The organism is Pantoea sp. B65, from assembly GCF_047308185.1.
GTDB lineage: Bacteria > Pseudomonadota > Gammaproteobacteria > Enterobacterales > Enterobacteriaceae > Erwinia.
Genome location: NZ_JAHXPU010000037.1, coordinates 12096 through 33306 on the forward strand (window position 1 = coordinate 12096; position 21211 = coordinate 33306).

General features: G+C 53.1%; 13 protein-coding genes. 8 read left to right on the forward strand and 5 right to left on the reverse strand.

The genetic code is table 11. From position 1 onward, the window contains the following. The first annotated feature begins 188 nt into the window (after nucleotides 1-188). Nucleotides 189-3872: a methionine synthase gene (gene metH / locus JWF83_RS16605; protein WP_413651519.1), complete on the forward strand. Its 3684-nt coding sequence runs from the start codon at nucleotides 189-191 to the stop codon at nucleotides 3870-3872. 62 nt (nucleotides 3873-3934) lie between these two features. Here metH and JWF83_RS16610 read toward each other — a convergent pair whose 3' ends face one another. Further along, nucleotides 3935-9202, reverse strand: coding sequence for a hypothetical protein (locus tag JWF83_RS16610; RefSeq protein WP_413651520.1), 5268 nt, complete (start codon nucleotides 9200-9202; stop codon nucleotides 3935-3937). 475 nt (nucleotides 9203-9677) lie between these two features. Continuing rightward, nucleotides 9678-9809, reverse strand: coding sequence for a hypothetical protein (locus JWF83_RS16615; protein WP_413651521.1), 132 nt, complete (start codon nucleotides 9807-9809; stop codon nucleotides 9678-9680). A gap of 331 nt (nucleotides 9810-10140) precedes the next feature. Between JWF83_RS16615 and JWF83_RS16620 the strand changes: the two genes are divergently transcribed. Then, the gene (locus JWF83_RS16620; RefSeq protein ID WP_413651522.1) at nucleotides 10141-11328 is read left to right on the forward strand and encodes a hypothetical protein; all 1188 of its coding nucleotides are present in this window, start codon (nucleotides 10141-10143) and stop codon (nucleotides 11326-11328) included. A gap of 72 nt (nucleotides 11329-11400) precedes the next feature. Here JWF83_RS16620 and JWF83_RS16625 read toward each other — a convergent pair whose 3' ends face one another. After that, a complete protein-coding gene (locus JWF83_RS16625; RefSeq protein WP_413651523.1) occupies nucleotides 11401-12123 on the reverse strand; it encodes a UTRA domain-containing protein in 723 nt (240 codons plus the stop codon). Nucleotides 12124-12341: 218 nt separating this feature from the next. Between JWF83_RS16625 and JWF83_RS16630 the strand changes: the two genes are divergently transcribed. The 6 genes from JWF83_RS16630 (at nucleotide 12342) to JWF83_RS16655 (ending at nucleotide 18669) form a co-directional block, all read left to right on the forward strand. Continuing rightward, nucleotides 12342-13403, forward strand: a complete 1062-nt coding sequence (locus tag JWF83_RS16630; RefSeq protein WP_413651524.1) for an ABC transporter substrate-binding protein — start codon at nucleotides 12342-12344, stop codon at nucleotides 13401-13403. 9 nt (nucleotides 13404-13412) lie between these two features. Then, nucleotides 13413-14234: an alkaline phosphatase family protein gene (locus JWF83_RS16635; RefSeq protein ID WP_413651525.1), complete on the forward strand. Its 822-nt coding sequence runs from the start codon at nucleotides 13413-13415 to the stop codon at nucleotides 14232-14234. Continuing rightward, the gene (locus tag JWF83_RS16640) at nucleotides 14231-15061 is read left to right on the forward strand and encodes an ABC transporter permease (protein WP_413651526.1); all 831 of its coding nucleotides are present in this window, start codon (nucleotides 14231-14233) and stop codon (nucleotides 15059-15061) included. The genes JWF83_RS16635 and JWF83_RS16640 overlap by 4 nt, the downstream gene beginning before the upstream one ends. A 75-nt stretch (nucleotides 15062-15136) precedes the next feature. After that, nucleotides 15137-15922 carry an ABC transporter permease gene (locus tag JWF83_RS16645; protein ID WP_413651815.1) on the forward strand — a complete coding sequence of 262 codons (786 nt, stop codon included), beginning with the start codon at nucleotides 15137-15139 and terminating at the stop codon, nucleotides 15920-15922. 2 nt (nucleotides 15923-15924) lie between these two features. Beyond that, the gene (locus JWF83_RS16650) at nucleotides 15925-16917 is read left to right on the forward strand and encodes an ABC transporter ATP-binding protein (protein WP_413651527.1); all 993 of its coding nucleotides are present in this window, start codon (nucleotides 15925-15927) and stop codon (nucleotides 16915-16917) included. 126 nt (nucleotides 16918-17043) lie between these two features. Next, nucleotides 17044-18669 (forward strand): Na/Pi cotransporter family protein, encoded by a 1626-nt coding sequence (locus tag JWF83_RS16655; RefSeq protein ID WP_413651528.1) that lies wholly within the window; start codon nucleotides 17044-17046, stop codon nucleotides 18667-18669. A 63-nt stretch (nucleotides 18670-18732) separates the two neighbouring features. Here JWF83_RS16655 and panS read toward each other — a convergent pair whose 3' ends face one another. Together panS and lysC are read right to left on the reverse strand one after the other, a co-directional pair. Next, nucleotides 18733-19650: a ketopantoate/pantoate/pantothenate transporter PanS gene (gene panS, locus JWF83_RS16660; protein WP_413651529.1), complete on the reverse strand. Its 918-nt coding sequence runs from the start codon at nucleotides 19648-19650 to the stop codon at nucleotides 18733-18735. 161 nt (nucleotides 19651-19811) lie between these two features. Beyond that, entirely contained in the window at nucleotides 19812-21167 is a 1356-nt protein-coding gene (gene lysC / locus JWF83_RS16665; RefSeq protein ID WP_413651530.1) for a lysine-sensitive aspartokinase 3, read from the reverse strand. Between the last annotated feature and the right edge of the window lie 44 nt (nucleotides 21168-21211).

The following is a 21211-nucleotide window of genomic DNA, read 5'->3' on the forward strand; positions in this document are numbered from 1 at the left end:
GATTTTTCACTATGTGGAAATCATTTTCGTTTTCCTGACTAATATTGCAACGCGCAATGCTCTGGTCGGATCAGTTCAGGCAGGTTAACTGAAAATGTCTCATCCGTCGTTACTTTTACCGGTTCAAAAGTTGTGCCAGTATGTCCTGCTGGCATTTCAGCCAGTGAGAAGACGGTGAAGAGGCGAGAGTGAGTAACAGAACAGAAATGCTGCATCAGCAGCTCGCGAAACGCATCATGGTGCTGGATGGCGGCATGGGCACAATGATTCAAAGCTATAAGTTAGAAGAGAGCGACTTTCGCGGCGCGCGTTTTGCTGACTGGCAAAGCGATCTGAAGGGCAATAACGACCTGCTGGTACTCACACAGCCTGAAATCATCAGCGCCATCCATAACGGCTATCTGGCGGCGGGCGCTGATATTCTGGAAACCAACACCTTCAACTCCACCACCATTGCCATGGCGGATTACCATATGGAGTCGCTGTCGGCGGAGATTAACCTGGTGGCGGCGAAACTGGCACGCGCCTGTGCCGACGAGTGGACCGCCAAAACCCCGGATCGTCCGCGTTATGTGGCGGGGGTTCTCGGGCCGACTAACCGTACCTGTTCTATTTCGCCGGATGTTAACGACCCGGCATTCCGTAACGTTACCTTTGATCAGCTGGTGGCAGCCTATCGCGAATCGACGCGTGCGCTGGTGGCGGGTGGCGCCGATCTGATTATGATCGAAACGGTGTTTGATACCCTGAACGCCAAAGCGGCGATCTTTGCGGTACAGACCGAGTTTGAAGCGCTGGGTGTTGACCTGCCGCTAATGATCTCCGGCACTATCACCGATGCATCCGGACGTACGCTCTCCGGCCAGACCACCGAAGCCTTTTATAACTCCCTGCGCCATGCGCAGCCGCTGTCATTTGGCCTTAACTGTGCGCTGGGTCCTGACGAACTGCGTCAGTATGTGGCGGAGCTGTCGCGACTGGCGGAGTGTTATGTCACCGCGCACCCGAACGCCGGTTTGCCGAACGCCTTTGGCGAATACGATCTTGATGCCGCCACCATGGCCGAACAGATTGGCGAATGGGCGCAGGCGGGTTTCCTGAATATTGTTGGCGGATGCTGTGGCACCACGCCGGAACATATCGCCGCGATTGCCGCGGTGGTGGACGGGGTGGCCCCGCGTCAGCTGCCGACCTTGCCGGTGGCCTGCCGCCTGTCCGGCCTTGAACCGCTGAATATTACCGCCGAGTCGCTGTTTGTTAACGTTGGCGAACGTACTAACGTTACCGGTTCGGCGAAGTTTAAACGGCTGATTAAAGAAGAGAAATATAACGAGGCGCTGGAAGTGGCGCTGCAGCAGGTACAAAGCGGCGCACAGATTATTGATATCAATATGGATGAGGGGATGCTCGACGCCGAAGCGGCGATGGTGCGTTTCCTTAATCTGATTGCCGGTGAACCCGATATTGCGCGGGTGCCGATTATGATCGACTCCTCGAAATGGGAAGTGATCGAGAAAGGGCTGAAATGTATTCAGGGGAAAGGGATTGTTAACTCCATCTCGATGAAAGAGGGAGTGGAAGCCTTTGTCCACCATGCGAAGCTGGTGCGTCGTTATGGCGCGGCAATGGTCGTCATGGCGTTCGATGAAGTGGGCCAGGCGGATACCCGTGCGCGCAAAATCGAAATCTGCCGCCGTGCCTATCAGATCCTGACGGAAGAGGTGGGCTTTCCGCCGGAAGATATTATTTTTGACCCGAATATCTTCGCGGTGGCAACCGGTATCGAAGAGCACAATAACTATGCGCAGGACTTTATCGGCGCCTGTGCGGATATTAAGCGCGAACTGCCGCATGCGATGATCTCCGGCGGCGTCTCCAACGTCTCCTTCTCGTTCCGTGGCAACGAACCGGTGCGCGAAGCGATTCACGCGGTTTTCCTCTATTACGCCATTCGTAACGGAATGGATATGGGGATTGTGAACGCTGGTCAGCTGGCAATTTACGACGACCTGCCGGCGGAACTGCGTGATGCGGTGGAAGATGTGGTGCTGAACCGTCGCGATGACAGTACCGAACGTTTACTGGATCTGGCGGAAAAATATCGCGGCAGCAAATCTGACGATGAAAGCAACAAACAGCAGGCCGAATGGCGCAGCTGGGAAGTGGAAAAACGCCTTGAATACTCGCTGGTGAAAGGCATCACCGAATTTATTGAAGCGGATACCGAAGAAGCGCGCCAGAAAACCGTGCGTCCTATCGAAGTGATTGAAGGGCCACTGATGGCCGGGATGAATGTGGTCGGCGATCTGTTTGGCCAGGGTAAAATGTTCCTGCCGCAGGTAGTGAAATCGGCGCGGGTGATGAAGCAGGCGGTGGCTTATCTGGAACCCTGGATCGAAGCCAGTAAGGAGAAGGGGCAGACCAATGGCAAAATCGTGCTGGCGACGGTAAAAGGCGATGTGCATGACATCGGCAAAAACATTGTCGGGGTGGTGTTGCAGTGTAATAACTACGAAATTATCGATCTCGGCGTGATGGTGCCTGGCGAGAAGATCCTGCGAACCGCGCGGGAAGTGAACGCCGATATTATCGGTCTTTCCGGCCTGATTACGCCATCGCTGGATGAGATGGTTAACGTAGCGAAAGAGATGGAGCGTCAGGGGTTCACCATACCGCTGCTGATTGGCGGCGCCACCACTTCAAAAGCGCACACCGCGGTGAAAATCGAACAGAACTACAGTGGCCCGACGGTGTATGTGCAGAATGCTTCCCGTTCCGTTGGCGTGGTATCGGCCCTGTTGTCCGCCACGCAATATGATGAGTTTGTGGCACGCACGCGCAAAGAGTACGACACGGTGCGTATTCAGCATGGACGGAAGAAGCCGCGGACACCGCCGGTGACGCTGCAGGCGGCACGTGATAACGATTTCTCCTTTGACTGGGAACAGTATACGCCGCCGGTGGCCCATCGCCCCGGCGTCAGTACGGTGACCGCCAGCATCGATACGTTACGCAACTACATTGACTGGACGCCATTCTTTATGACCTGGTCGCTGGCGGGCAAATATCCGCGAATCCTGGAAGATGAGGTGGTGGGTGAAGAGGCGAAGCGCCTGTTTGCCGATGCCAATGCGATGCTGGATCAGCTGCACAGTCAGGGCGCGCTCAATCCGCGCGGTGTGGTGGGGATTTTCCCGGCCAACCGTGTCGGTGATGATATCGAAATTTACCAGGATGAATCCCGTTCCCACGTGCTACAGGTGAGTCACCATTTACGCCAGCAGACGGAAAAAACCGGGTTCGCCAACTACTGCCTCGCGGATTTTGTCGCGGCAAAATCCAGCGGTATCGCCGATTATCTGGGCGCTTTTGCCGTGACCGGTGGTCTGGAAGAGGATGCGCTGGCTGATGCATATGATGCGCAGCACGATGATTACAATAAAATCATGGTGAAAGCGCTGGCCGATCGTCTGGCCGAAGCCTTTGCCGAATACCTGCATGAGCGGGTGCGTAAAGTGATCTGGGGCTATGCCGCCAATGAAAACCTCAGTAATGAAGAGCTGATCCGCGAAAACTATCAGGGGATCCGTCCGGCGCCTGGCTATCCGGCCTGTCCGGAGCATACCGAGAAGGCCGCTATCTGGCAGTTGCTGGATGTGGAAACCCGCACCGGTATGAAGCTGACCGAATCCTTTGCCATGTGGCCTGGGGCGGCGGTTGCCGGCTGGTATTTCAGCCATCCCGACAGTAAATATTTCGCCGTCGCGCAGTTGCAGCGCGATCAGATCGAAGATTACGCCGCGCGGAAAGGCATGTCGGTCAGCGAAGTTGAACGCTGGCTGGCGCCAAACCTTGGCTATGACGCCGATTAATCCTCATCAACCGTCGGGGCGGCATTTATGCCGCCCGTGTCAATAATTTGCCCCAGCCGCCACTACGCGCTGATCCGCACACGTGGCACTAACGGTTTAAAATGCTCTCCCTGTTGTAAAATATGGACTTCGCGACCCTCTGGCGGCCCGTAGGCTTCGGTCAGTTCAAGCGGTTGGGGTGTATCATTAAGTTGCACCATTTCGTGAACAACGACCCGCAGCGGTAATTTCCTGTCGCGTTTCAGATCGGCATTGATAGCGTCAATCAGGGTAAATGATGCAAGACTTTTGAACACCATCGCGCCCGGGGTGTGAACCGGCTTGTAGCCAATAATATTGCTATATTGTTCCCGCTGTTCTTCGTTTAAGGGCGGAGCGGTCCAGCCCTTTATCACCAGCGCGGAACGATAATAGCGCACCAGTGACAGAATATAGGGGTCATCAGGGGGGAAGCCCGGCTTCATATGCAGAACCAGCGAGATGATCAGACAATCAAAATAATCTGTGCCGGTGGCCCGTGAACTGATTTCCACTGCGGTAAAGTTTTCAAGCGCCGCCGCCGCGGTCTGTATTTCTGGCAATGTCTGACTAAGCAATGCCTCGCTGCAGCGAGGCATCAGATTAACACCGGCTGTTGCACTGTTGGCCCAGCGTTGATCGAGACCGCGGGTGATGATCTTATTATCCTGCAGGCTGGCCGGTTGCTGTTCTGCTTTCAGCCGGGCCATTACCGTCGCAAAACTATCTGGCTTTGACTGCGTGGTCAGCGTTTTCCGGGGCTGTTGAGTGGAATTTTTCGCTGCCAGCTCGAATAATGTTCCTCGCTGATTGATCACCCGATAGTGTGTCCGGATGACTGGCTGGGGTGGTGGCGGGGTGGGCGTGGCCACCCCCGGCTTAATTTGTCGCCGCGCATTAGCGGCAGGACTTGCCGGACCTTCTGCCAGCAGACTAATAAACGCTGGTGGTTGCTGGCGGGCTGAGGTTGAGGGTTGCGCCCCTGTTGCTGCCCGCTCTCCGGCGGGGAAATCCTGCGCCTGTGGCGGGGCGGATGGCATCGGTGTCAGTAGCGCGGGTATTGGTCTGGCTAATAACCCTGATGGCCCGGCCTGGCTGGTTGCCATTGGCGCGGTTGGCGCTGGTGGTGGTGGTGGGAAATCAGACCCGCGCGCAGCAGTAGCAGAGGGTAGTGAATTGAGCAGATTATTGAGGCCCGGAGAAAAATCATTAAAGCGCCCGGTAAATCCGGGAAAATACATATCTCTGAACTCTCTGGCCCTGGCGGCGCAATCATACGCCGCCGGGTAATGCAGTGGGTAGCCCTGTTTATTTTTAGCTAAAATATCAATGACCTGGTAGTCTCTTTTCCCCTGCACCTTAATGCGTAACAAATCGGTAAGTTCTAAAATACCTAATTCATTTTGTAAGGTAAATTCTCTGATTTCGGCCAGCTCAGCATAGTTAGTGGTTGGCATATGGCCTAATTGCTGCGTTATTTTCCCCTTTACCAGCTTAGTGGGATCATAAAAGTAGCGTTCGTTTTTGTACGCTTCGATAAGATCTTTACGGCGAATGGGGACGGCGAAACGTTGTTGGGTGGTGGCGACATTTTTATCCATAATAACCTGGCGTCTGAAGCCGGCCGGGGAGCCTTCGGTGGTCACCGTGAGTTGATTACCGCCGGCAAGCCTGCTGTTTACCTCACTCGTGACTTCGCAAATAACATATAATTTTTCATTAAGCCATTCATCTTTCAGCCGCTCATTCTCCAGAATATTTATCTTTATATCTTCATAAATTTCTCCCTTCCACTCTCTCAGCTCATATTTATATTGCCGTTCGTCAGTCAGCCCGCCGCAGGTTTTCAGGAAATCTTCTGTTGCCTTACGTGCGCGGTATTCCTGCTGGATGCAATCATTGCCATAGATGACCATTGCCAGATCATACTCTCTCTGTATCTCTTCACAGTGTCTTCTGTACTCCAGCGACAGCACCTCATTATGTTCGCGTTTAATATCCTCCAGATAAATATTCAGCATGGTGACATGATACATAATGGTCTTTGAGATGCTGAGGGACGCGTCGGTCGACTGGATAAAATCTTTTGCTGAGGTAATATGATCCGGCGTCACCGTGGGAAGCAGTGGGTGGGGGTTTATCTCACTGACCCGCGTATAAATCTGACTGATAATATTTTTTCGCAAGTCATCGCTACCCGCCTCCTGATATTTTTTACGTTGTAGTCTCAGAAAGTTATACCAGTAATTTAGTGCTGCTAATGAATGGAGAAACTGACAGGTGCGTGTGCTGCGCAGGTATCCGATCATCGCATCAATATCGGGATTAGCATCGGTCACGCCATTAGATAATAAAGTATGCAAAGATGCCCGCAGTGTAACGGCTTCGTCAGGTGTCAGTTTCCGCGGGTCGGTTCCCCGGCCTGATTTCTGAAATGAGGCATTAATACCAGGTAATATTTTACCTGCTTCAGGGTCGCTAATAAACTGGCAGGCGGCTTTAATATACGCCGAATTTTCAGAAGAGGTATCGCAAAGCGGCCCAAGAAGACGTTCAACTTCAGTATTAATTAACTTCTCCATGTCCTCCCGCAGTTTTTTTGTCAGCTCATGCAGGAACTCATGCGACTGACCGTAAAATGTTTTTTGCGGCGTAGTTATGTTTCCCGAGAGAAACTGCTCATGCAGCAGGCTGGACAGCACCCTACTGGTTCTCTCTTCGAGGGTAATATCCTCACCGTCCGACATAATGTCGATGGCTTCCGCTATTTTTTTCTGACTTTCGGCTGATAAAGTAATGCCCAGATCACTGATCGTTGTAAAAAATTCAGCGACGCTGGTCAGCGGAACTGTTAATAGCAGTTTTTTTATCTCATCCAGCTGATTATTGAATATTTTTGTTGGCATATTATAGATTTCCTGCACTTCGTGGCGATTAAAAAAAACTCGCACCTCTTCCCTGAACTCCTCAATGGTGCTGCCGCCTCCATAAATTAACTCATTCATTAAGTGAGTGATTTTATCAATATGTTTGATAACCCGATCATTACGGGAAAACAGTATTTTTAGCGCTTCAAGATTATCCTTGGTGACCACCAGGTTATTTAACATCGCATGGGATTCGATAAAAAGTAAACCAATGTGATCGAGTGTTTCCATATGCTCAGCAGTGAGTAGATTGTCATTTTCACTGCGGTGTTTCTCCTGGTAATGGGCGGTGGAAAGGTTAATCCTGTCCAGATCGTAGGCCAGTTTATTGGGGAGTAAATTCAGGATGCTGGCTACCTCAAGGTTAAATCTGGCTTGTTTAAGTTCCGGGCTGGAATATTTCCCCCGGCAAAATAAATAACCGATCATTTCATCTTCTATTCTCTGGGACTGTCGCTTGTCTATATTTAATTTTCGTATGAAATGTGGTTCAATCAGAATGCTGCGACGAAAGTTTTCAGCCAAAATATTGGGAGAGAGATGGTTACGCAACGTGGCGGAGAGTTCCTGGTAAATACTATTTATCTTTTCATTATGTCCCCAGGTATTAAAACAGACGTTGACGATTTGATTAATGGTGTCACTATCCATAAACGCCGAGTATGGACCGCTCCATTGCCGGAAGTTATTAATATAATCGCGCCTTCTGCCAGCGCCATCGGATGGCATCGTATGGCGACTGGCATACAGATTTGACAGTGAACTCAGCGCGCGCTGAATATCCTGCCAGCTGAGATGTGGCGGCAAAAAATTGCAGGCCGCTAACATCAGTGCCTGGACTTCTTTATCTTTAAAATTCAGCTGGTTCAGCGTCGACTCTACGTCAACCGTTGATGAATAGACCTGGCGGATCTCCTGATAAAGCTTATTAGACAGCTCGCTGATATTTTTAGTGAAAATATCGCAAATGGTTAATGCATAAGCACTGCTGACAAACTGCCGGCAATCGGGTGAACTTAATAGCAACTGCGGTGCAACCTCTTCCGCCAGGTTTTCCAGATTAAGAGCCTCTACGATAGCCTTTTGCAATGGGTGATTTTTACCTAATAAACTCTGTAAGGTGCGGTCGACGCCACATCGCTGAATATTCCTTAACGTACCAAAAAAGCTATCCCGGTAGAGAATTATGGTAGGTTTTAAGGACTCAAATTTTATTTCATCATATTTATATCTGAGCTGGATTTCAGTGATTTTTCGTTTAAAGAAGGAGAATACACGCTGAAAGCCGGTAAGGTTATCTAATCTTTCAAGGGTGGCTAAATAGGTATCGATCTCCGAGGCCATGCTTTCCAGTACACTTCTTGATCTCAGTGTCTTGAAATAGAGTGGGTAGTTTTTTAGTTCATGCCATATTTTTTTGCCAAAATCACTTCTGGTTAAATTTTCTTCTATTCCTTTATTTCCCAGCAGGCAGTTAACAATTTGAATGGCGGTTTTCCCGGTTAAATTTATGTCGCATATTTGATGGAAGTACTCGCCATATATTGGTGTGCAGAATGCTGCTATTTTATCCAGTAACGCGGACTGCTGGGGGGGTATAAATGTCACCGGTCCGGTCAGCGGAAAGGTGTTTCTGACTTCGGTCAGTACGCTGCGGCCAAACTCAGTGCTGTTAAGGAAGTAATATAAGTTGGCATTCGAATGAATATGAGCAAATAACTCCTGATATTTCCTGTCCGCAAGGTATTCTAACATGGTGGCATGGAATTCATATAAATCACGAGGCCTGGGATCACAAATGGCACCGATAGTACCAAATAGCGATCGAAGATATTCATCTGAAACCTGGCTGACTTCCACATCAAACTCAGCCTGTATTTTATTGAGGGCATCGTTTGCTCTGGTGCGCAGCTGCTTTTGCAGATCATCTTTCTGATATCCGATTTTTTGGGCCTGCTCGCCCGCGGATTTTACCATCGGGTTGTCTGATTTTATCAGAATTTCTGCCACCGGAAGTAAATGGCCGGTAATATAAGGACCAAAATGGAGAGTCTTGATAATGGCAGCCTGGTCCGTTTTTTCGGCGGATATTGGCTGGTCCGGCCGGGTATAATCAGTGGAAAATGGGTTGTTGTTCCGCTCCTGGTTAAGCACTCTGTCAGGATGTTTGCAGCCGCAGACGCTGTTACCAGCCAGAAAATGCCGGGCATCGGGCGGTAAGGTAAACGGGCCCGTAAGGTTCGCCAGGGTGATGGTTGCCGGGGTATTGGATGCCCCTATTGGTAATTTTCCCCAGGGTGTGGTTACTGGCTTGCCATACTCAATTTGTCTGCTCCACCATGGCATGTCGGTGATGCTATCTGGCAGAGGCTTGATGTTCGGCATAAATTTGTCCTTAAATTTTTTTGTTGTTTCAACCGGGCAGGTTTAATCGTACATGCTGACACCCGCCAGATTCTGTCCCGCAATCCGCAGCCTGCGGAAATGAGACGGCATAAAATGTTACCTTGGCAGTGAGAGGGGCAACAATAATTGAGACGGGATTTGGCGTTTTTTTAATAACTGTAATGCGGATGCTGCTGATATGATTTTGGTCATTATTAATAGTGCTAAAGCAGGGAGCCGGCTAAAAGTATAATGACTGATAATGATATAACCGGAAGTGAAATGATATTGTTGCGGATGTTATTAATAGGGATGGCAGCTGCCGGATGATTAATAAAATAGATATGATTCAGTTTAATCACTCAGCCCGGGCCAGCTGTGGTCTGACTAATATTGTTAGTCTGTGCGTCATGCCCGGGGTTTTTCCTGCGTAACCTGATCAACATCCACCTGTTATTAGTTGCATGATCCCGCATCAAGGAGAGAAAAGTATCATGGTCGATAGCGCTATTGTTTCCACCACTTCTACCACTTCCAGCATTGCCCCCATTGCCACCAGCTCCCCCGCTTCTGGTAATGGTATGCCATCGCTGCGTTTTGTCAGCAATATCCCGCAGCAATTAACTTTACCATCGCCCTCCGCTGTTAAGGGTTCCGCCAGCCGGCAGCTTAGCCTGAGCCGTACCTTCACGGGTGGGTACCCATATTCATATTCATATTCAGATCATAATTATCACGCGCCGCCACCGATGATGCCGATGATGCCGTCGGCGACTGGCACACATCTTCCCCGGGGATTCGGCGCATCGGCGACGAGTACTCAGGCGTCATTACAGATGCCGCCGGTGAAGACTGTGCAGCATATGCCGGGGGCAAGATCGCAACTGGCAAAAAAATCCACGCGGTCTTTCCCAGGCCCACACTCAGCAGCACAACAAATGTCGGTTTTAGTTAATTCGCTGGAAAGCACCAACAGAATTTCTGCGGTAGAGTTTATCGGCAAATCAGATCTGGAGATAAAAAATATCTGTCTCAATCTGATGGCGGAAACCAATCAGGTCTGGCTGAAGAATATCAATAATACCGCTTATAGCGCTCTGTCGTTTGAAAGAAGACTGATGGCTGTGGCCTGTCTGCAGGGCTATCCGATCAATAATCAGCAGGTGGTGGAAAAGATGGCCAGAGAGAGCAACGTTGAGGTTGCGCAACTGCTGCAGGGGGCAAAGGAGGTGTTGCGGGAATTGGCACGGGTTAATCAACTGCTGCCGCTGGCGCTACCCGGGGATCGCCCGGTGCCGCATGTAAACGAGATAGCAGAACAATTAGAGCGCGTGAGAGCGCAGAAAAAGACCACCAATCAGCCTGATCATCAGGTGGTGAGGGAAATAACCGCCATGGAGAACCCTGACCGTGATGCGCTAATTAATCTGATGAAGCATATTAACGACCCGGTTAACTATCCCGCTGATTTGCTGCCGGATATTACGATAGTCAATAAGTTACTGGATTTAGGGCTTATTGCACACTCATGGGAACTTCCGCGCCTGACGGCGTTGGGGCGGAACACGCTGAAAATATTAATGACGTCCAGCAATGATATCGGACGCATGCGCTGGCTGGCGCAGAATATTGATAATCAACAGGCCTGGGATGCGGAGAGCTACAAGTTGCTGCCCCACCTGATCGCCCAAAGCGAGTTATTTCTCGCCACCAGAGGCTATCTGATTATCACTGATGAGAAGCATACCGTCGTTGAGGTCTATGATTATCTACCGGGGGAAGGCATAAATCATAGTGCGCAACAAATTATGCGTTCCGATCGCCCGGCGGCGGTGATCCAGCGGGTAGGAGAGAGGCAGTATAACGCCTATTGGGCACCACACGATAATATCGCCCTTGAGCATATGGCTGGCGGTAAACTCAGGGTTAGCAGTGCCAGCCTGTTGCAATTACTGCCTGAGTCCAATTCTTCGATGATTGACGCCGCAGCGCTGGCATTACAGGCGCGAGCGTTGGATAGCAATGAGCAGGGGACCGGTATAGCAGCACAGGATATCCACTCATTAGGTGATATTCTGCTACAGGAAGTCAAAACGTTCCTGGCAAAAGCTGAACATATTAGCTGAGAAGCTAACCCAGGCAGCGACCCGCGACAACGCAGACGGTGGGGAGACAACGTTCTCCACCGCGACAAGCATTCAGCTGATCCCCTGCGCCTCGACATCGACACATAACGCATCGTAACGCCAGTATTCACAGTCACAGTCGATAATACGATCGTGCTGATCGCGGTTGATACGGGTAATAAATAGCGCCGGACTGCCGGTCGCCACTTTCAGCAACGGCGCCGCCAGAGCCGGTAGCGGGCCGGGCAGTATGGTAAAACGCACGCGGCCGTAACGGATGTCATAACGCGTCAGATAGAGATCGGTCAGTGACTGGGTTAAATCCAGATTAAGCAGATTGGGGAAATAGCGCGGATTAAGATAGTGTTCGACGTACAGTACCGCGCGGCCATCAATGCGGCGCAGACGACGAATACGGTACACCTCATCACCTTCCGCGATAGCCAGCTTTTCTGCCAGCATACTGCTGGCGCTGACCGGGTGCGCATCGATCACTTCGGTCTGCGCCGCGCGTCCCTGGCGTTCGGCCATGGCATGGAAGTGACTGCGGTGTAGCGGGTTATACACCAGCCGCGGCGATGAGATAAACCAGCCGCGGCGTAATTCACGATAGATCAAACCCTGCGCTTCCAGTTGTCCGAGGGCTTCACGCAGCGTAATCCGCGTGGTGGAAAACTGTTCGCTCAGCAGGCGCTCGCCCGGCAGCCGACCTTGTGCGGCAAATTCACCGCGCTGAATTCTCTCGCTCAGCGCCTGGCAAATTATATCTGCGGTTTTGTTACTGCTCTGTTCCACGTCATTAGCCTTATTTTAGGGCGCCCCTGCACTGTCGCGGTACATCCTGTGCGTCCAACTCGCTCCGCACGCACGGCCATGGTGTCTGTTGCCGGACTGGCTGAAAACCGCGCTGTCACTGAACTGAAATAAAACCTTCATCTGAGCAGGCTAGATTGGCTCAGATCTTGCTGGTCTAGTCCAGCCCGTTAGTTAACTTATCATCTGGAGCAGCAGTTATGAAAACTTTGTTCGCATCAGTGTTAGCCAGTGCCATTGTTGTTGCGCTTCCGGCCGCCCAGGCCGCCGATAACGATCTTGCCGCGCTGGAAAAAGCGGCGAAAAGTGAAGGGCAGGTCAACAGCGTTGGGATGCCAGACAGCTGGGCCAACTGGAAAGATACCTGGAACGATATCAGCAGCAAATACGGTATTAAGCATAGCGATACCGATATGTCCTCGGCGCAGGAGATTGCTAAATTCGCCGCGGAAAAGAGTAATGCCAGCGCCGATATTGGCGATGTCGGCGCCGCCTTCGGCCCGATCGCCCTGCAGAAAGGCGTCACCCAACCCTATAAACCCTCTACCTGGGATCAAATCCCGGACTGGGCAAAAGATAAAGAGGGTCACTGGGCGCTGGCCTATACCGGCACCATCGCCTTCCTGGTCAATAAACAGCTGGTGAAAGATATTCCTCACAGCTGGGCTGACCTGAAAAAAGGCAAGTATGTGGTGACCATTGGTGATGTCGGTATTGCCGCACAGGCGGCGAATGGCGTGCTGGCGGCTAACTATGCCCTTGGCGGTAACGAGAAGGATCTGAAACCGGCACTGGCCTTTTTTGGCGAGCTGGCGAAAGAGGGGCGTCTGGGGGTAACCGATCCGGTAATCGCCAATATCGAGAAGGGTGAAATTGCCGTGGCGGTGGTATGGGACTTTAATGGCCTGAACTACCGTGATCAGATTGATAAGAGCCGCTTTGAAGTGCTGATCCCTTCCGATGGGTCGATCACCTCCGGCTATACCACCATTATCAACAAATACGCCAAACACCCGAATGCCGCCAAACTGGCGCGTGAATACATCTTTTCTGATGCCGGGCAGACTAATCTGGCGAAAGGTTATGCCCGTCCGATTCGCGCCGAGCATCTGACCTTACCGGCAGAGATTCAGGAAAAGTTGTTGCCGCAGGCAGAGTACAAAAATGCCCGTCCGATTGCCGATCAGGCGGCATGGGAAAAGACATCGAAAATGCTGCCGCGTCTGTGGCAGGAAAATGTGACCATCAATATGCAGCAGTAAGGCTGGCCGATGAAAACGATCCTGGTGGTTCTTGACGGCCTGAGCAATCAGGTCGCCCAACACGCGATGGGCTATTTATCTGCCGAGTGCGCGCAGGGAAAAGGTCAGTACTATGTGATGACCTGTGAACTGCCGTCGCTATCGCGTCCGCTATATGAATGCATCCTCACCGGCGTTCCGCCGGTGAAAAGCGGCATTATTCACAATGGCATCAGCCGCCTGAGTAAAGAACAGAGCCTGTTCCACTATGCGCGTGCCGCCGGGTTAACCACCGCGGCGGCGGCGTATCATTGGGTCAGTGAACTGTATAACCGCACGCCATTTAACGCGGCGCGCGATCGTCATACCTTTGCGCCTGAGCTGCCGATCCAGTATGGCCATTTCTACTCTGATGACCGCTATCCTGATTCGCATCTGTTTGAAGATGCCGAAAGCCTGCGCTTACTGCACGATCCCGATTTCCTGCTGATACATCCGATGAATATTGATGATGCCGGCCACCGTTATGGTCTGTCGTCGCCGCAGTATCGTAATCAGGCGCGTATCGCCGACGGGCTGCTGTCGCACTGGATGCCGGGCTGGCTGGCGGCGGGTTATCAGGTGGTGGTGACTGCCGATCACGGTATGAATGACGATCGCAGCCATGGCGGGATACTGCCGGAAGAGACCCAGGTGCCGCTGTTTGTATTTGGTGACGCTTTCTCGCTGCAGGCGGAACTGATGCCACTGCAAACCGAACTGTGCGGCACGCTCGGCGCGGTACTGGGGGTCGCTCATGATAAACCGTTGTGTCGCGGCTTGCTGAAGCTGAACCAGGAGCCCGCGGTATGAAAGGGAAAGGGATAGCGCTGCTCTGTCTGCTGCCTTTTGCGTTGTTCTATCTTGCTTTTCAGATTGCCCCTCTGCTGTGGGTGGCGGTGAACAGTTTCTGGAGTCAGGTGAATGAAGCCTGGGGATGGGATAACTACCACGATATCCTGACCTCGCCGTTTTATCTGCAGGCGATGCGCAACTCGCTGGATATCGCCTTCTGGTCCAGTGTATATGGGCTGCTGATTGCGTTAATCGGTGGCTATTCCCTGCATCAGATTGGTAGTGGGCGCTTACATCGTTTTTTTATGTCATTTACCAACATGACCAGTAACTTTGCCGGAGTGCCACTGGCGTTTGCCTTTGTGATTTTACTCGGGCTGAACGGCAGCCTGACGCTGTTAATGCGTAAATATGGTCTGATGGATGGCTTCAAACTGTTCTCGCGCGACGGCATGGTGGTGGTTTACACCTGGTTCCAGATCCCGCTGGGTATTCTGCTGCTCTACCCGGCATTTGATGGCCTGAAAAAAGAGTGGCAGGAGTCAGCGGCGCTGCTTGGCGCCAGCCGCTGGCGCTACTGGCTGCATATCGGCTTACCGATTCTTTCCCCGGCATTGATCGGGACCTTTGTCATTCTGCTGGCCAATGCGCTGGGGGCTTACGCCACCATTTATGCCCTTACCACCGGTAACTTTAACGTGGTTCCGGTGCGGATCGCCGGGCTGGTATCGGGCGATATTTCGCTCGATCCGAATATGGGCAGCGCGCTGGCGATGTTGCTGGTGCTGCTGATGGCGATTATCACCGTGATCCATCAGCTGATGCTGCGCCGTGGGCGGCATTAATCCCGCTGCTGCCATCATCCAGGGGAGCGATTCATGGCCCTTGCGGTTTACCCATCGTAAAGAGAAGGTGTGACGATGCAACCTGCTGAGAAAATTTATCATCGCGTGGTGGTCTGGCTGGTATTTCTGATTCTGGCATTACCGCTGGCGGTGACGTTGCTGTATGCGCTGGCGACGCAGTGGGGAGCCACTATAACGCCGGATGGCTTTACCCTGAAATGGCTGACAGCACTGTGGAGCGACCCGCGTTTCCTGACGGCATTGGGGCACTCGCTGCTGATCTGTTGCGGTGCGCTGCTGTTCTCGCTAGTACTGGTGCTGCCTGCAATGTTTGTGATTGCTTACTATTTTCCACGCCTTGATGTGGTAATGAATATCCTGATTCTGCTGCCATTTGCCGTGCCGCCAGTGGTCTCTGCGGTGGGGTTATTGCAACTCTACTCCTCCGCACCGCTGGTGCTGACCGGCACACCATGGATCCTGATCGGCTGTTACTTCACTATCGCTCTGCCGTTTATCTATCGTGCTATTGCTAACAATATGCAGGCAATTAACCTGGCTGAACTGATTGATGCGGCCCATCTGCTGGGGGCCAGCACCTGGCAGGCGGCGCTGTGGGTGGTGCTGCCTAATCTGCGCCAGGGGGCCACCATTGCGGTGCTGCTGTCGTTCTCTTTTCTGATAGGTGAGTTTGTATTCGCTAACCTGTTAGTCGGCACCAGCTATGAAACATTGCAGGTCTATCTGTATAACATGCGAAATGGCAGCGGCCACTTTACCAGTGCGCTGGTGATCTCCTATTTCTTCGTCGTATTGCTGGTCACCTGGCTGGCGAACGCCCTCAATCGTGAAAGGGGCTAACTATGTCTTATCTGAGCGTTCAACAACTGAATAAAAGCTACGGCCCGACGCAAATTTTTCAGCAGATTGATTTCAGCGCTGAGCGTGGAGAGTTTGTCACTCTGCTGGGGCCGAGCGGCTGTGGCAAATCGACCCTGTTGCGTTGCCTGGCCGGACTGACGCCGGTTGACAGCGGCGTCATTCTGGTCGAAGGCGAGGATATCGTGCCGCTGGCGCCGCAGCAGCGGGCAATTGGCATGGTATTCCAGAGCTATGCGCTGTTTCCTAATATGACCGTTGAAGGCAATGTTGCTTTCGGCCTGAAGATGCAGAAACTGCCGGGCAGTGAAATCCGGCAGCGGGTGGGCGAGGTGCTGGCGCTGGTGGAGCTGAACGATTTTGCCAGACGCTATCCGCATCAGCTTTCGGGGGGCCAGTGTCAGCGTGTGGCGCTGGCGCGCTCGCTGGTCACGCGTCCGCGACTGCTGTTACTGGATGAGCCGCTATCGGCGCTGGATGCGCGTATCCGCCGTCATCTGCGCGATCAGATTCGCCGTATCCAGCGCGAACTGAATCTCACCACCATTTTTGTCACCCACGATCAGGAGGAAGCGCTGACGCTGTCGGATCGTGTGGTATTGATGAACCGCGGGAAAATTGTGCAAAATGGCGGGGCGGAAGAACTTTACACCCAGCCTGCCGATCTGTTTGCTGCTGGTTTTATCGGTAATTACAATCTGATTAGCGCCGCCCAGGCGGCTCAGCTTACCGGCGGCGCGTTTCAGCAGCAGGTGGCTATTCGTCCGGAGTCGATTTTGCTGTGTCAGGCCGGACAGGGTATTGCGGCGGAAATTCTCAGCCACAGCCTGCTGGGCAACGTGATTCGCTACCGGGTGCGAGTTAAAGATATTGAGCTGTCGGTCGATGTATTAAACAGATCGGTTGATGACCTGTACGCCGCTGGCCATGTGATTGGTCTACAGTTAGATATGGCGACCTTTCGTGAAGTTGCATGAAAAATAAGCAAAAATAGCGTGCTTTGTATTATGCGGAAGGTCAGCGGGTATCCCCCTGTGCTGTTCTTTTGCGTCAGGCAGCCAGCATAGGGAGTAGTCAGCCTGACGTAAAAGGAGTACCTGCCGTTGTTGACCTTGCTTAATTTATTGTCTGCTATTGCGTTGCTGGTGTGGGGCACGCATATCGTGCGCACCGGCATTATGCGTGTCTATGGCGCTGACTTGCGCCGCGTGTTAAGTCGCAGTATCGAAAGAAAATCGATGGCGTTTCTCGCCGGTATTGGCGTGACGGCGCTGGTGCAGAGTAGTAACGCCACCACCTTACTGGTCACCTCGTTTGTGGCGCAACAGCTGGTGGGGCTAACGCCAGCGCTGGTGGTGGTACTGGGCGCCGATGTCGGTACCGCGTTAATGGCGCGTATCCTGACCTTCGATCTCTCGTGGCTGTCGCCGTTGCTGATTTTTTTTGGCGTGGTGTTTTTCCTCGGACGCAAACAGATGCGCGCCGGGCAACTGGGGCGCGTCAGCATCGGGCTTGGCCTGATTTTGCTGGCGTTGCAGCTGATCGTTGCGGCGGCCAGGCCGATCACCCAGGCCTCCGGGGTGCAGGTGATGTTCTCCTCCCTGACCGGCGATATTATGCTGGATGCGCTGATTGGTGCGCTGTTCGCCATCATCAGTTATTCCAGCCTGGCGGCGGTACTGATCACCGCCACACTGACCGCCACCAGCGTGATTTCATTCCAGGTGGCGCTGTGTCTGGTGGTGGGCGCCAATCTCGGCAGTGGCCTGCTGGCCATGCTCAATAACAGCACCTCAAATGCCGATGGCAAACGCGTGGCGCTGGGCAGCCTGCTGTTTAAATTTGCCGGTTGCCTGGTGGTGCTGCCTTTTATCCATCTACTGGCGCGCTGGCTGGATAAATTGCCGGTCACCGATGAAGAGCTGGTGATCTTTTTCCATGTGTTCTACAACCTGATTCGCTGCCTGGTGTTGATTCCGTTTGCCGAACCGATGGCCAGACTCTGTCAGCGGCTGATCCGTGATGAACCGGAGACCGAGCTGCGTCTGAAGCCAAAGCATCTGGATAGCAGCGCGCTGGATACCCCGGCGCTGGCGCTGGCGAACGCCTCACGTGAAACTCTGCGCATGGGCGATGTGCTGGAACAGATGATGGCCGGTTTTACCCGGGTGATCCATGGCGAGCCGCGCGAAGCGCGTGAGGTGCGCCGGCTGGATGATGATGTCGATGTGCTATATACCGCGATTAAACTTTATCTGGCGCAGATGCCAAAAGTTGATCTGGCGGCAGAGGACTCGCGGCGCTGGGCGGAAATTATCGAGATGGCGCTAAACCTTGAACAGGCGGGTGACATCATTGAGCGGATGAGTGGGGATGTGGCGGCTAAATCTCTGGCGACGAAGCAACCCTTCTCGGCGCAGGGGTTGCTGGAGCTGGAATCACTGCAGGAACAGTTACTGAATAATCTGCGGCTGGGACTGTCGGTATTTCTGTCGCGCGATATCACCAGCGCCAAACGTTTACGCCGCGCCAAACATCGTTTCCGCATTATCAACCGACGTTATTCCCATGCCCATGTTGATCGTCTGCATCAGCAGAATCTGCAAAGTATTGAAACCAGCTCACTGCATCTGGGGTTGCTGGGCGATATGAAGCGTCTGAATTCGCTGTTTTGCGCGGTGGCTTATGGCGTGCTGGAGCAGCCGGATGATGATAAGGATGATGAATAATCGCGGACTTCTGCGCCCGCGGTGGGCGGCATTAACGCCCACCGCGAAGGTAGCCACAAACGGTTATTTTTTCTTAATCGGTTTGCCGGACCAGTAACCGGCCAGCAGCGAACCGGACAGATTGTGCCAGACGGAGAATAGCGCGCCAGGCAGTGCCGCCAGCGGCGAAAAGTAGAGCTTACCGAGCGTCGCTGCGAGACCGGAGTTCTGCATGCCGACTTCCAGCGCCAGGGTGCGGCAGGTGGACTCATCAAAACCAAACAGCTTACCGCCCCAGTAACCCCCCAGCAGCCCAATGGCGTTATGCAGCATTACCGCAGCAATCACCACCAGACCAACCGAGCCGATAAAGCCCTGGCTGCCCGCCACTACCGCACTGATAATCAGCAGAATACAGACCATGGAAAATGCCGGCAGCCAGGGCTCAACACGCTTTACCACGCTATTTAGCGAGTGATGGATAATCAGACCAAGGCTGATTGGGATCACCACAATTTTCACGATACTCAGCAGCATACCGACCACATCCACCTGAATATGGGTATCGACATAGAAGCGCGTCAGCAGCGGGGTGGCGAACACGCCGACCAGCGCCGATACCGAAGAGATGGTCACTGACAGGGCGACATCACCTTTCGCCAGATAGATCATGACGTTAGAAGCGGTGCCGCTGGCGACGCTGCCCACCAGAATCATGCCGGCAGCGAGATCGGGCGGCATATGGAACAGTTTTGCCAGCCCCCAGGCCGCCAGCGGCATCACCAGATAGTGCAGAAAGGTACCGGCAATCACCGGCGCCGGGCGGGTAAGGACGCGCTTAAAATCGCCGATATTCAGCGTGACGCCCATGCCGAACATAATCAGCATCAGCAGCCAGCTGACCCAGGGGCCAATAGCGAGAAACGTGCCAGGAGTATAATAAGCGGCGACAGAGAGCAGGACTGCCCATAACGGGAACAGGCGGGTAATTTTTGCGAGCATAGCCAAACTTCCTTTTATATTTCGCTGATACTTCAGGCGGCAGGTGTGTGGATGGCCTGAAGCGTTCAGATTTTAATCATAGGGTTGTAACGGGCCGGTAAGTGAAAACGCTGGGAAAGAGAGCCGGCGGAACGGGCAGAGCGTTCCGCCGCCAGAGCATGTTACTCGAACAGATTCTGATGCAGGGTGCGCACCACCTGTTCCGCATCGTTGCCCGGTACCAGGAAGCAGAGGTTATAGCTGCTGGCGCCGTAGCAGATCAGACGCAGGTTAAAAGGCTCCAGCACGCCAAACACCTCTTTACCGACGCCGCAAGCTTGCGACAGCTTATTACCGATAATGGCGACCAGCGCCAGGTTCTCTTCCACTTCCACCCGGCACAGCGAGGAGAGCTCGGTCAGCAGCGCCTGAGTTAACAGGCTGTCGCCGGTTGAGGTGGAGCCGGTGGTATCCAGCGTCAGCGCCACGCTCACTTCAGAGGTGGTGATCAGGTCCACCGAGATATTATGGCGGGCGAGGATATTAAACACTTCAGCAAGAAAACCGCGTGCATGCAGCATATTCAGGCTGTGTAATGTCAGCAGGGTCTGCTTACGACGCAGCGCCAGCGCGCGGAACAACGGCGGATTGTGACTCTGATTGCATACCATGGTGCCGCCCGCTGCCGGGTCTTTACTGCAGCCGACAAATACCGGAATCTCGCTGCGTACCGCAGGTAACAGGGTCGCAGGATGCAGCACTTTGGCGCCGAAGGTGGCCATTTCAGCCGCTTCTTCAAAAGTGATTTCATCAATGCGTTTTGCGGTTGGCACCACGCGTGGATCGGTGGTGTAGATACCCGGCACATCGGTCCAGATATCAATGCGTTTGGCATGCAGGGCTTCGCCGAGCAACGCGGCGGTATAATCACTGCCGCCACGGCCCAGCGTGGTGGTGCGGCCTTTGCTTTCACTGCCGATAAAACCCTGGGTGACAATCAGCGCCTGGTCAAGGCGCGGTTGCAGCTGGCTGGCGGCCAGTTCTGACAGCAGGGCAACATCCGGCTCGGCGCGGCCAAAACGATCGTTGGTGCGCATCACTTTACGCACGTCAAACCATTCTGACGCCACGTTACGCTGGCGCAAAACCTCAACAAACAACAGGCTGGACATCAGTTCGCCATGGCTGACCAGTTCATCGGTAAGCGCGTTAGAGGTCGCCAGCGCGGCGGCTTCCGACAGCATGGTGATATTCTCGATCATGCGATCGATCTCTTCACGAATCACTTCAGACTGTTGCAGGCGATCGACAATAGCGTACTGAATGCGGCGGATTTCATCGAGCTGGAAAGCGCGTTGTTCCGGAGGCAGACCTTCAGCCAGCGAAACCAGCAGATTGGTGACGCCGGCAGAAGCGGAAAGCACCACCAGACGCACATTAGCATCAGACAGCACCACATCGGCGCTGCGGTTCATGGCATCAAAATCGGCAACGCTGGTGCCGCCAAATTTGGCCACGATAAGAGTTGATTGGGACATTAAATTTACTGCCTCGTGTCAGGATAAATTTTCAGCCTTGGCAC

What these genes read in the sequence shown, in the direction of transcription:
- JWF83_RS16610 (WP_413651520.1), bottom strand. Translation starts at nt 9,202, where the DNA reads ATGCCGAACATCAAGCCTCTGCCAGATAGCATCACCGACATGCCATGG.
- JWF83_RS16635 (WP_413651525.1), top strand. Translation starts at nt 13,413, where the DNA reads ATGAAAACGATCCTGGTGGTTCTTGACGGCCTGAGCAATCAGGTCGCC.
- JWF83_RS16650 (WP_413651527.1), top strand. Translation starts at nt 15,925, where the DNA reads ATGTCTTATCTGAGCGTTCAACAACTGAATAAAAGCTACGGCCCGACG.
- lysC (WP_413651530.1), bottom strand. Translation starts at nt 21,167, where the DNA reads ATGTCCCAATCAACTCTTATCGTGGCCAAATTTGGCGGCACCAGCGTT.
- JWF83_RS16630 (WP_413651524.1), top strand. Translation starts at nt 12,342, where the DNA reads ATGAAAACTTTGTTCGCATCAGTGTTAGCCAGTGCCATTGTTGTTGCG.
- JWF83_RS16640 (WP_413651526.1), top strand. Translation starts at nt 14,231, where the DNA reads ATGAAAGGGAAAGGGATAGCGCTGCTCTGTCTGCTGCCTTTTGCGTTG.
- JWF83_RS16620 (WP_413651522.1), top strand. Translation starts at nt 10,141, where the DNA reads ATGTCGGTTTTAGTTAATTCGCTGGAAAGCACCAACAGAATTTCTGCG.
- JWF83_RS16645 (WP_413651815.1), top strand. Translation starts at nt 15,137, where the DNA reads ATGCAACCTGCTGAGAAAATTTATCATCGCGTGGTGGTCTGGCTGGTA.
- panS (WP_413651529.1), bottom strand. Translation starts at nt 19,650, where the DNA reads ATGCTCGCAAAAATTACCCGCCTGTTCCCGTTATGGGCAGTCCTGCTC.